Source organism: Streptomyces herbicida (assembly GCF_032656585.1).
GTDB classification, from domain to species: Bacteria; Actinomycetota; Actinomycetes; order Streptomycetales; family Streptomycetaceae; genus Streptomyces; species Streptomyces herbicida.
Genome location: NZ_JAUYWJ010000001.1, coordinates 328,134 through 339,692, shown reverse-complemented (window position 1 = coordinate 339,692; position 11,559 = coordinate 328,134). Strand labels below are relative to the sequence as shown.

The 11,559-nt window shown below is 70.6% G+C and carries 11 protein-coding genes and 1 pseudogene; 7 read left to right on the top strand and 5 right to left on the bottom strand.

The genetic code is table 11. From position 1 onward, the window contains the following. Positions 1–72 precede the first annotated feature (72 nt). Positions 73–483, bottom strand: a complete 411-nt coding sequence (locus Q8A52_RS01510; RefSeq protein ID WP_316747907.1) for a RidA family protein — start codon at positions 481–483, stop codon at positions 73–75. Between the two features lie 104 nt (positions 484–587). On the opposite strand from Q8A52_RS01510, the pseudogene Q8A52_RS01505 reads away from it, so the two are divergent. After that, positions 588–838: pseudogene (locus tag Q8A52_RS01505) on the top strand (hypothetical protein); the annotation flags it as partial. Here Q8A52_RS01505 and Q8A52_RS01500 read toward each other — a convergent pair. Together Q8A52_RS01500 and Q8A52_RS01495 are read right to left on the bottom strand one after the other, a co-directional pair. Further along, positions 792–1,553, bottom strand: coding sequence for an IclR family transcriptional regulator (locus tag Q8A52_RS01500; protein WP_316747905.1), 762 nt, complete (start codon positions 1,551–1,553; stop codon positions 792–794). The pseudogene Q8A52_RS01505 and the gene Q8A52_RS01500 sit on opposite strands and share 47 nt — an antisense overlap. Continuing rightward, positions 1,550–2,554 (bottom strand): sugar kinase, encoded by a 1,005-nt coding sequence (locus Q8A52_RS01495; RefSeq protein WP_316747903.1) that lies wholly within the window; start codon positions 2,552–2,554, stop codon positions 1,550–1,552. Before Q8A52_RS01495 ends, Q8A52_RS01500 begins: the two co-directional genes overlap by 4 nt. Before the next feature lie 185 nt (positions 2,555–2,739). Between Q8A52_RS01495 and Q8A52_RS01490 the strand changes: the two genes are divergently transcribed. Together Q8A52_RS01490 and Q8A52_RS01485 are read left to right on the top strand one after the other, a co-directional pair. Then, positions 2,740–4,005: an alanine racemase gene (locus Q8A52_RS01490; RefSeq protein WP_316747901.1), complete on the top strand. Its 1,266-nt coding sequence runs from the start codon at positions 2,740–2,742 to the stop codon at positions 4,003–4,005. Positions 4,006–4,018: 13 nt separating this feature from the next. Continuing rightward, positions 4,019–5,629 (top strand): N-acyl-D-amino-acid deacylase family protein, encoded by a 1,611-nt coding sequence (locus Q8A52_RS01485; protein WP_316747899.1) that lies wholly within the window; start codon positions 4,019–4,021, stop codon positions 5,627–5,629. A 21-nt stretch (positions 5,630–5,650) separates the two neighbouring features. On the opposite strand, the gene Q8A52_RS01480 is transcribed toward Q8A52_RS01485, so the two are convergent. Both Q8A52_RS01480 and Q8A52_RS01475 read right to left on the bottom strand, forming a co-directional pair. Next, positions 5,651–6,511 carry a S1 family peptidase gene (locus tag Q8A52_RS01480; RefSeq protein ID WP_316747897.1) on the bottom strand — a complete coding sequence of 287 codons (861 nt, stop codon included), beginning with the start codon at positions 6,509–6,511 and terminating at the stop codon, positions 5,651–5,653. 154 nt (positions 6,512–6,665) lie between these two features. Then, a complete protein-coding gene (locus Q8A52_RS01475) occupies positions 6,666–7,475 on the bottom strand; it encodes a hypothetical protein (protein ID WP_316747895.1) in 810 nt (269 codons plus the stop codon). A 126-nt stretch (positions 7,476–7,601) separates the two neighbouring features. On the opposite strand from Q8A52_RS01475, the gene Q8A52_RS01470 reads away from it, so the two are divergent. The 4 genes from Q8A52_RS01470 (at position 7,602) to Q8A52_RS01455 (ending at position 11,490) form a co-directional block, all read left to right on the top strand. Then, the gene (locus Q8A52_RS01470; protein ID WP_316747893.1) at positions 7,602–8,813 is read left to right on the top strand and encodes a pyridoxal phosphate-dependent aminotransferase; all 1,212 of its coding nucleotides are present in this window, start codon (positions 7,602–7,604) and stop codon (positions 8,811–8,813) included. Positions 8,814–8,920: 107 nt separating this feature from the next. Further along, on the top strand, positions 8,921–9,355 hold the full coding sequence (locus Q8A52_RS01465) for an SCO4983 family protein (RefSeq protein WP_316747890.1): 435 nt from the start codon (positions 8,921–8,923) through the stop codon (positions 9,353–9,355). Positions 9,356–9,620: 265 nt separating this feature from the next. Then, positions 9,621–10,163: a tetratricopeptide repeat protein gene (locus Q8A52_RS01460; RefSeq protein WP_316747888.1), complete on the top strand. Its 543-nt coding sequence runs from the start codon at positions 9,621–9,623 to the stop codon at positions 10,161–10,163. Between the two features lie 52 nt (positions 10,164–10,215). Then, positions 10,216–11,490, top strand: coding sequence for a glycosyltransferase (locus Q8A52_RS01455; protein ID WP_316747886.1), 1,275 nt, complete (start codon positions 10,216–10,218; stop codon positions 11,488–11,490). Positions 11,491–11,559 lie beyond the last annotated feature (69 nt).

Below are 11,559 nucleotides of genomic sequence, written 5' to 3'. Positions count from 1 at the left end.
GCCCATACTGCCCGGACCACGCCTGTACGAAGACGCCGGCCGCCCCTGCCGTCGGGTTCGCGTCCCGGTCGATCAGCCCAGTACGGCCAGGGCGTCGATCTCGATCAGCAGGCCCTCGGGGAGACCGACGTACACCGTCGTACGAGCAGCCGGAGCCTGCGTGAGCCCCTGCTCCTCGAAATAGGAGTTGTAGATCTCGTTCATCTCCGCGAAGTGCGCCGTGTCCGTCAGATAGACGCGGATCATCATCACGTCGTCCCAGCTCGCGCCGCCCTCCTGAAGGACCGCCTTGACGTTGGCGAAGGTCTGGAGGGTCTGCTCGCGCAGGGTGGGACCGGCGGGCGTCGGGGGCCTGCCCTCCTCGGCCGGGAGGAAACCGACCTGGCCGGCCACCTGGAGGATGTTGCCCTTGCGCACACCGAACGAGAACTTGGCCGGAGGGGTGCTGTGCGTCTTCGGGGTGAGTGCGATCTTGTCCGTCATCGGGACTCTCCTTCGTGGGCACCCCGGCCTTCGGGCCGGGGAGGAAACGAAGCTCCGGCGGAGCAGGGCAGGGAAGGCCCGTTCGCCGCCGGGGCGCACCGGTGTGGACGTGCGAGTGCGGCACGGTGCCTGACCGTGATGTGAACGCGGCACGCAACATCCTGGCCGCCTGGCCGGCGGCGTCTGCCTGTGGAAACGGCGTGGGACCTCAACGGGAGTCCTCCCGGACGGGGCGGTCGTCGGTGAAACAGGAACCCGGCGGGCGACCGCTGGAACCCCCCGCCATCAGCTTCAGGCGGGGGACGATGTCAAACGGGGCCCTTTGCCGGAGTTCGACCGGAGTACTCGCCGCTGATCGCGTCCGCGGTACGGCGCACCAGCGGGAGCAGCGTGAGGAGTTCGTCGGCGGTGACGACGACGTTCGGCGCGGAGACCGACATCGCGGCGACCACCCGGCCGTCGGCGCCCCGGACGGGGGCCGCGACACAGTTGACGGACTCCTCGTGGCCACCGAGGTCGGTGGCCCAGCCCTGTTCGCGTACCTTCTCCAACTCCCGCAGGTAGGCCGGGGCGTTGGGTGTCGAACGGGCCGTGTAGAGGGGGTATTCGAGCCTCTCCGCGACGGCGCGGCGCTCGGGTTCGGGCAGATCGGCGAGCAGCAGCTTGGCCACGGCCGCGACGGTGACGGCGACGGTCTTGCCGATCCGCGAGTACATGCGCACGGGGTAGCGGCTCTCCACCTTGTCGATGTAGAGCACCTCGTTCTCCTCGTACACCGCGAGATGGACGGTGTGTCCGCACTGCTCGTTGAGGCGGACGAGGTGGGGGTGGGCGATCTCGCGGATGTCGAGGTTCTCCATCGCCTCCTGGGCGAGGGCGAAGAGACGGGCGCCGAGCCGGTAGCGCTGGTCGGACTGGCGGTAGACGAGGCCGTGCTCGTGCAGGGTGCGCAGCAGGCGCAGCGCGGTGGACTTGTGCACGCCGAGCCGGTCGGCGACCTGACCGAGGTCGGCGGGGCCCTCGGCGAGCAGCGGCAGGATGCTCAGTGCGCGGTCGACGGTCTGACTCATGGGGTTGTTGCCTCCTCCGGGGCCCGATCGGCCTGCGTCCAGCCGGGGCCGAGTCGAAGTCTCCCCCACGACCCCTCGTCCAGGGCGGCGAGCCGGTCGGCGTGGTCGCGGGAGGGGGGCACGGCGAGGTCGCCGGGGACGGTGAGCGCGGCGGCGGCCATGAGGTGGCCGTGCCGGAGGCGGTCGCGTACGGGGAGGCCGCGCAGGGTGGCGGACAGGAAGCCCCCGGCGAAGGCGTCGCCGGCGCCGACGGCGGCCACGACGTCGACGCCGGGGGCGGGGACGAAGGCAACGGTGTCCTTGTCGTGGACGGTCGCTCCGGCACCGCCCTGTTTGACGACCAGCACCGTGGGGTCGGGGAAGGCCGTGCGGATGGCGTCGGGGCCGTGGAGGCCCCACAGCTGAGCCGCCTCGTCCTCGCCGACGAACACGATGTCGGCCTCGCGCGCCAGTTCGAGGAGGACCCGCGCCCCGGAACCGTCCCGCCACAGTCCCGGCCGGTGGTTGACGTCGAAGGAGACCAGCGGCCGCCCGGCCGCGGGGGCGGTCAGCGCCCGCACCAGGTCCAGGCAGTCCGCGGAGAGGGCGGCCGTGATGCCGGTCAGGTGCAGCACGCGGGCCGCGCGCACCGCCGCCAGGTCCACGTTCCCCGGAGCCATCGCCGAGGCCGCCGATCCGGCGCGGTAGTACGCCACCTCGTGGTCGCCGGCCGCCCGGTCGCCGGCCGTGCGGAAGTAGATGCCGGTGGGCCGCTTTGGGTCGCGCCGTACGGACGCGACATCGACGCCGTAGGCCGCGATCGTCTCGACGAGATGGTCGCCGAAGCCGTCCGCCCCGACCCGGCTCACCCAGCGCGCCGGATGTCCGGCGGCGGCCAGGACGCAGGCCACGTTGGACTCGGCGCCGCCAATGGCGCGGTCGAAGGCGGGGACGTCGGCGAGGCGGCCGGGGCGGGTGGGCAGGAACGTGACCATGGACTCGCCGAGCGCGACGACGTCCACGACGGCGGGGGCGACGGCCGACTCGTCAGTAGCGTCCAGGATGATGACTCCTGACTCCCGACTCCTGTCGATGGACGGGCGACGGCGGTTCCGTTGACCCGGTTGTCGGCGAGATGCTAGACACCGATGAGCGACATACGCAATGAACGTTGCATATGTTGCAACTATCCTGAGAGGGAGGCTCCATGAGCGCCGAAGCGCTCGCCCGCCTGGCCGAGGAACGCGTCGACCACCGCTTCAAAGGCCTTCCCCCGGACGCGGACGGCCTGACCGTCGGCGAGCTGGCGGCCGAGCGGCGCAACCTCTTCACCGACGGTTTCACCACGCCCGTCCTCGCGCTGTCCGCCGAGCGCCTGGAACACAACCTGGGGCTCATGGAGACGTACGCGGCCCGCCACCGTCTCGCCTTCGCCCCGCACGGCAAGACCTCCATGGCCCCGCAGCTCTTCCGGCGCCAGATCGAGCACGGCGCCTGGGGCATCACCCTCGCGCTGCCGCACCAGGTGCGGGTAGCGCGGGCGTTCGGCGTCGAGCGGGTGTTCCTCGCCAACGAGCTGGTGGACGCGGCGGCGCTGCGCTGGATCTCGGCCGAGCTCGACGCCGACCCGTCCTTCCGCTTCATCTGCTACGTCGACTCCGTGCGCGGGGTGGAACTGATGGACGCGGCGCTGCGCGACGCCGCCCGCCCGGTGGACGTCGTCGTCGAACTGGGCGCGGGCGAGGGGGCCCGCACCGGCGTGCGCACGGACGCGGAGTGCGCGGCGGTCGCGGACGCGGTGGCGGACGCGCGGGCGCTGCGCCTGGTGGGCGTGGCGGGATACGAGGCCCAGGTCCCCGGCGCCTCCGTTGAGTCGGTGGGGGCCTGGCTGCGCCGGCTGACCGGCATCGCCGTGGAGTTCGACGGGGCGGGGCGGTTCGCGGAGGCGGACGAGATCGTGGTGAGCGCGGGCGGCAGCGAGTGGTTCGACGCGGTGGCCGAGGTGTTCGCCGGGATCCCCGAACTCTCCCTGCCGGTACTGAAGTTGCTGCGCTCGGGCGCCTATGTTTCGCACGACGACGTGCACTACCGCAAGCAGACCCCGTTCAACCGGGTACCCGAGGAGGGTGCCCTGGAGCCGGCGTTCCGGCTGTGGGCGCAGGTGGTGTCCCGCCCGTCGGCGGCCGAGGCGTTCGTCAACGCGGGCAAGCGGGATGCCGCCCACGACCTCGACCTGCCCGTCGCCCAGGTGGTACGCAGGGAAGGCGTCGAGCGCCCGGCGGCCGGGATCGAGGTGACCGCCCTGTCCGACCAGCACCTGTGGCTGCGCACCGGTCCGGAGGCGGACGTCGAGGTCGGCGACTGGCTGGGCATCGGCCTGTCCCACCCCTGCACGTCCTTCGACAAGTGGCAGCTGATCCCGGTGGCCGAGGCGGACGGGACGGTCGTCGACTACATCCGTACGTTCTTCTAGGAGGTCACTGCCCGTGGAGCAGCTCGTCGTCCGGGACGCGGACGTGGTGGACGGCAGCGGGGAGCCCTCGTACCGCGCCGACGTGGTGATCGACGGCGGCCGTATCGTCTCGATCGTCAAGGAGGCGGCGGCCGCAGGCTGTCAGCGTCCCCGGGCGGTGCGGGAGCTGGAAGCCGAGGGCCTGGTCCTCTCCCCCGGCTTCATCGACATGCACGCCCACAGCGACCTCGCCCTGCTGCGCGATCCCGACCACAGCGCCAAGGCGGCGCAGGGCGTGACGCTGGAGGTCCTCGGTCAGGACGGGCTGTCGTACGCGCCGGTCGACGACCGTACGCTCGACGAGGTACGCCGGGCGGTGACCGGCTGGAACGGGTACGGCGAGGACGTCGACTTCGACTGGCGGTCGGTGGGCGGGTACCTGGACCGGCTCGACCGCGGAATCGCCGTGAACGCGGCCTATCTCATCCCCCAGGGCACGGTCCGCGCGCTCGCTGTCGGCTGGGAGGACCGGGAGGCAACGCCCGAGGAGCTCGACCGGATGCGGCAGCTGGTCGCGGAGGGCATGGAACAGGGCGCGGTCGGCATGTCGTCCGGGCTCACCTACACGCCGGGCATGTACGCCAAGGACACCGAACTGACCGAGCTGTGCCGGGTGGTGGCGTCGTACGGCGGCTACTACTGCCCGCACCACCGCTCGTACGGTGCGGGCGCCCTGGAGGCGTACGCGGAGATGGTGGAGCTGGCCCGGCAGGCGGGCTGCCCGCTGCATCTGGCCCACGCCACCATGAACTTCGGCGTCAACGAGGGCCGGGCGCCCGAGCTCCTCGCGCTGCTCGACGACGCCCTGGCGGCCGGGGCGGACATCAGCCTCGACACCTACCCCTACACCCCCGGCTGCACGACGCTCGCCGCGCTGCTGCCGAGCTGGGCGGGCGAGGGCGGCCCGGAGGCGGTCCTCGGGCGGCTCACCGACGAGGCGGCCGCCGAGCGGATCCGGCACCACCTGGAGGTCGTCGGCGCGGACGGCTGCCACGGCGTGCCCGTGGACTGGGACACGATCGAGATCTCGGGCGTGGCCGACCCGGCGCTCGGGGAGTACGTCGGCCGTACGGTCGAGGAGTCGGCGCAGCTGCGCGGCGAGGCCCCCTGGACGACCGCGCGCCGGCTGCTGGTCCAGGACCGGCTGGGTCCGACGATCCTGCACCACGTCGGCCACGAGGAGAACGTCCGGGCGATCATGCGGCACCGCACGCACACCGGCGGCTCGGACGGCATCCTCCAGGGGGCCAAGCCGCATCCCCGGGCCTACGGCACCTTCCCGCACTACCTCGGCCGGTATGTGCGGGAGCTGGGCGTGCTGTCCCTTGAGGAGTGCGTCGCCCGTCTCACCGCACGGCCCGCGGCCCGGCTGCGCCTGCCGGACCGCGGGCTGGTCCGCGAGGGATACCGCGCCGACCTGGTCCTGTTCGACCCGGAGACGGTCGCGGCGGGGTCCACCTTCGAGCAGCCGCGCGCGCTGCCCTCCGGCATCCTCCACGTCCTGGTCGACGGCCGGTTCGTGATCGAGGACGGGCGCCGGACGGACGTACTGGCGGGGCGGGCGGTCCGCCGGGCTCCGGTGTGACCGCCCGCGCCCCGCTCCCCGCTACGGCTTGGGCAGGGTGCAGCCGCCGGCGTTCAGGTCCAGCTTGTTGCCGGTGGTGAAGCAGGCCGGGATGTTGTAGGTCTCCTGGGCGTAGTTGATGCCGTAGTGGACGGTCACGTTGCCGCCGGCGTCGACCTCGCACGGGTTGTTGTCGGTGCAGCGCTCGCCGTCCTCGTTGCCGGTGTTGTTGACGGCGACGACCTTGCCGGTGGCGTTGTCGATGACCGGGGACCCCGAGGTGCCGCCGATGGTCTTGCATGCGGAGGTGTAGCGGACCGAGTCCTTCCAGGTCCAGCTGCCCTCCTTGAGGCGGTAGACGAACCCGTCGACGTTGCAGGCGTAGGTCCGCTTCCAGTAGCCGGAGACGACGGTGATGGCGGTACCGGCGGTCGGGTGCGTGTCCTGCACCGTCAGCGCGTTGATCCCGTACGAGCTCTTGATCTGCGCGTACGTCCGGGTCAGCTGGTAGATCGTGACGTCCGTGTCGGTCATCGTCGAGTACGCGACCTTGCTGGCGCGCAGTGTCCCGACCCGTGTGGCCGACGCGTTGAGCAGACCGAAGCTGCGGCTGGAGGCCTGGTCGACGATGACCTCGCCGGGCTCCGGGAAGCCGGTCTCCAGGCAGTGGCCGTTGGTCATCACCAGCGCCGGGTCGCTGTCCGCGGAGGCCGGGAAGCGGATGACGGAGCCGGAGCAGTTGCTGAGCGAGACGGTGCCGGCGAAGTTGACGGCCTTGAGCGTGGGTGCCGCGCTCTTCGTCTCCGTGGCCGTCTTCTGCGTCGCCGTGGCGGCCGCCGCGGGGGCCATGCCCGCCCCGGTGATCACCAGGGTGGCGAGCGTGGCAAGGAGAGGCTTGTTCATGTGGGGGTCCCCTCTGCAGACGTGAGCGACCGGAGATCTTCCGGCCACCTATCGTCTTGTCATGTGCATTGTGAGGGGCGCTCGACACGGCGGCAAGAAGTTGTATGCGGTCCGCAGGGAGCGGACCACATACTCAACTCACCTCAAAAGACGTCTACTTGGGGTACTTGGTTCGGCCCCGGCCGCGCCCGGGACGGTCACCCTGGCCGCCCTGGTCATCCTGGCCGCCACCCGAAGAGGCGGTCGCCGACGGACGGCCGGTGACCGGGGCGGAGGCGGACGACGCGGGCGAGGGGCCGCCGCTCGCCGCCCCGGTCGCGGAGTCGCTCGCCGAGACCTTCGGGGTCGCGCTCGCGGAGGCGGCGGGCGCCTGCGCCGCGCCGTCCGAGGGGCCCGTGGCGGACGGTGCGACGGACGACTTCGGGTCGGCGGGCGTCCCGGAGTCCTCCTTGGTGCTCGAACCGCTGCGCTCGCCCTGGCCCTGCGGCCCGCCCGACGAGGACCCCGAGAAGGCGGCCATCCCCGCGATCACGGCGAGGGAGACGGCACCCACGGCACCGGCGGCCATCGCGATCCGGCGCCGCGACGCGGCGCCCCGCCTGCTCCGCGCACGCCGCGCAGCGGCACGGCCCTGCCCCGTCGGCACGCCCTCCGGCGCGCCCGTCGGCACGACCGCCGGGGCGGCCGGCACGGGAGCCGGCAGGAGCGCCGTCTCGTCCGTCAGCCGGGGCAGCTCGCGTGTCTCGTCGTACGCGTTCTGCCAGCCGTGCGCGGTCGCCGGATCGGCGTACGCGTCGTACGCGGGCGCCGCCGCGGCCTGCGGGTGGTAGACGTTCGGCGCCACTGCGGGCCCCCCGCCCGCGGGACCCGCCGGGTGGGCGCCGTGCACCTCGGGCGTGCCGTTCGCGTCGTTCGCGTCGTTCACGCCCTCGGCCCCGTTTCCGTGCTGGGGATGGCTGGACATGGCCGGGAATTCTAGGTACCCGAGGGGCAGCTGGGACAGCTACCGGCGATAACAGTCCAAAACGCTCTGTCTCACGTGGTGGAAAACACGGCCCATGGGGCGTTACCGGGCCGTAAGCTCACGGACATGCAGGTGATCCAGTCGACGAAGCTCGCCAACGTCTGTTACGAGATCCGGGGGCCGGTTCTCGAGGAGGCGATGCGCCTCGAGGCAGCCGGTCACCGCATCCTGAAGCTCAACACCGGCAACCCCGCCGCCTTCGGCTTCGAGTGCCCGCCCGAGATCCTGGAGGACATCCTCCGCAACGTCTCCACGGCACACGGCTACGGCGACGCGAAGGGCCTGCTGGCCGCCCGCCGCGCGGTCGTCATGCACAACCAGACCCTCGGCATCGAGACGGACGTCGAGCACGTCTTCATCGGCAACGGCGTCTCCGAGCTGATCGTGATGGCGATGCAGGGCCTGCTGGACGACGGCGACGAGGTCCTCGTACCGGCCCCGGACTACCCCCTGTGGACGGCGGCCGTCTCCCTCTCCGGCGGTACGGCGGTCCACTACCGCTGCGACGAGCAGTCCGACTGGATGCCCGACCTCGCCGACATCGAGCGCAAGGTCACCGACCGCACCAAGGCGATCGTCATCATCAACCCGAACAACCCGACGGGCGCGGTGTACGACGAGTCGGTACTCAAGGGCCTGACGGACATCGCCCGCCGCCACAACCTGCTGGTCTGCTCGGACGAGATCTACGACAAGATCCTCTACGACGGCGCGACGCACACCCCGACCGCGGCCGTGGCCCCCGACCTGCTGACGCTGACCTTCAACGGCATGTCGAAGGCGTACCGGGTGGCCGGCTACCGGGTCGGCTGGATGTCGATCTCCGGCCCGCGCGCGCACGCCGACTCCTACATCGAGGGCCTGACGATCCTGGCGAACATGCGTCTGTGCGCGAACATGCCGGGTCAGCACGGGGTCGTGGCCGCGCTGAGCGGCCGCCAGTCGATCAACGACCTGGTGCTGCCGGGCGGGCGACTGAAGGAGCAGGTGGACACCGCCTACGAACTGCTCACCCAGATCCCGGGCGTGACGTGCGTACGGCCGAAGGGCGCGCTGTACCTCTTCCCGCGCCTGGACCCCCAGGTCTTCAAGATCAAGGACGACCGCCGGATGGTCCTCGACCTCCTCCGCCGGGAGAAGATCATGGTCGTCCAGGGCACCGGGTTCAACTGGCCGGAGCCGGACCACTTCCGCGTGGTGACACTGCCGTCGACCGGGGACCTGCGCGACGCGGTGACCCGGATCGGCAACTTCCTGGACGGATACAGCCAGCCGTAGACGGATACAGCCGGCCGTAGCCGCTGGACCGCAATCCGTGACCGGACTCAACTTTAGACGAAATCTAAGCTAGGATGGCTTCCTGTCAGAGCACAGGAGGCCATCCCATGTACGAACCGATCCGCACCGGGCCTTCCCGCAGGTCCGTGCACAGCACGATGGCCGGCACCACCTCGGACTTCCCCCACCGGTCGCGCGAGGAGGAGCTGGACATCCAGCTCGCGGGACACCTCGCGGCCCTGCTCGCCGTCACGGACGAACTGCGGGCGCTCGCGCCCTCCGCCGACTTGGACACGGCCGCCGAACGGCTCGCCGAGCAGGTGGCCCGGCTGCGGAGCGGGCGTACACCGGTTCGCGCAACCGGCACCGCGCCCGGCCCCCGGCCGACGGCCCTGCACGAGCGGGCCCACACCCTCGCCGGTCGCGCCCTCGTCGTCGCGGCCTCCCGCGCCGATACGGCGGCGGCGATCCTGTCCGCTGAACGCATGGACGCGCACACCGCCGCACTGGCCGACCCGAAGGAACTCAGCGCGGCCCACTGACCCCTCCCCCGGGGTTCCCTCGACGGCCCCGGTCCGCGTGCACCCGCAGCGACGCGCGGACCGGGCGCCATTTTTTGTGCGCGCGACGCGTACATTCGGGTGGACTGCACACCCCAAGTGCCCGCCAAACGGCGGCCGCAACACCATTGCCTCGTAACGTCGGTGGAAATGACGGTGGTTCGGATTCCGAGACCCCATCGTCCCTCACTATTCCACGAGATGTGACAAAGTGAAACATAGGCAATTGTTGGCAGGGCTCTTCGGTGTGGCTGCAGTTGCCACCGGAGTGACGTCGTGGGCGATTCATTCCTACTCGGCAGCGGCGCCGCCGGATTCCAAGGCGCCGTCATCAGCGGACCAGAACCTCCAGGACGCCGATATGCTCTTGCAGGCCGGCATTGCGCAGCAGGAGAACCACGACCTCGAGAGGGCCGACCGTACCTACCGGCGCGTCCTGGAGCTCGACCCGCAGAACAAGTTCGCCTGGTACAACCTGGGAGTCATGGCGCATGAGGCCGACAGGGTGGCCGATGCCCGTGCGGACTACGACAAGGCCCTGAAGATCGATCCGGCCTTCGAGTCGGCTCTCTTCAACGAGGCGCTGCTGCTGGAGCCGAGCGATCCCGACCAGGCCGGCAAACTACTGAAGCGTGTCATTGCCGGCAATCCCAAGGCAGCCACGGCACATCTGCACCTCGGTCGCATCTGGGCGCAGAAGAAACGTGACAAAGACGCAGCGGACGAGTTCCGTCGTGCGGTCGCAAGTGATCCCACACTGCGTTCCGAAGTACCGGAGGAATTCCGGTGATTCCTGATTCCTCAACCCCCTCACCGAGATCGAGCCAAGCAGGGAGCAACAGATGACGTCGACCGCGACACCGAGGTTCTCCGTCTTCACCCCCAGCCACCGGCCCCGTTTCCTCGATGAGTGCCTGGCGTCCCTGCAGGCGCAGACCTGTCCGGACTGGGAGTGGATCGTCCTGCTCAACAACGGCGCCCGCTGGCGGCCGGAACGACCCGACGACCGGGTCCGCGTCGAAATCGCGGACGACGTCAACGGGGTGGGGGCCGCCAAGCGCAGGGCCTGTGAACTGGCGCGCGGCGAGATCCTCGTGGAACTCGACCACGACGACCTGCTGGCGAAGGCGTGCCTGGCGGAGCTCGGCAAGGTGTTCGACGAAAACCCCGAGGCCGTCTTCGTCTACAGCAACACCGCGCAGATCACGGAGGACGGGAAGCGGGACGACAGCCGCTTCGACGAGACGTTCGGCTGGCAGTACGAGGAGGTGGACGTCGACGGCCGCAAGGTGCTGCAGGTCGTCTCCCTGGCGCCGACGCCGCACAACGTCGCCTACATCTGGTACGCGCCCAACCACGTGCGCGCGTTCCGCAGGAAGAGCTACGAGAAGGTCGGCGGGTACGACGCCGAGCGTACGGTTCTGGACGACCAGGACCTGATGTGCCGCCTCTTCCACCTCGGCGACTTCCATCACATCAACAGCTGCCTCTACCTCCAGCGGGTTCACCCCGGGAACACCCAGAGCGACCCGGAGATCAACGCGCACATCCAGCGCGAGACGGTGGCCCTGTACGACAAATACATCGAGGCCAACGCCCTTGCGTGGACCTACCGGCGCGGACTGCTCGCGCTGGACCTCGGCGCGGCCCACCGGAAGCCGCCGGGCTACGTCGGCGTGGACCGGCGGAATGCCGATGGCGTCGACATCGTCGCGACCCTGCCCGAGAAGCTGGACCTGCCCGACGACTCCGTCGGGGTGGTGCGGGCAGTGGACTTCCTCGAGTACGTGCCCAACAAGGTGCCGCTGATCAACGAGCTGTACCGGCTGCTCGCGCCCGGCGGCATGCTCCTCACCATGACGCCCAGCTCCGACGGCCGCGGCGCGTACCAGGACCCGACGCACGTCGCCTACTACAACGAGAACTCGTTCTGGTACTACACCGACAACCAGTACCGCACCTTCGTGCCGGACCTCGAGGCCAGGTTCCAGTCTTCACGGCTGGTCACCTACTTCCCGAGCGACTGGCACTCCAAGAACGACATCTCGTACGTGGTCGCCAACCTCATCGCGATGAAGGAAGGCGCCGCGCGGTGCGGCGGGAAGCTGCTGGTCTAGGTCGCGCGAAACGGCAGGCGCCCGGTGGACCGTGGGGGTCCACCGGGCGCCTTTGACGCGTGTGGGCCG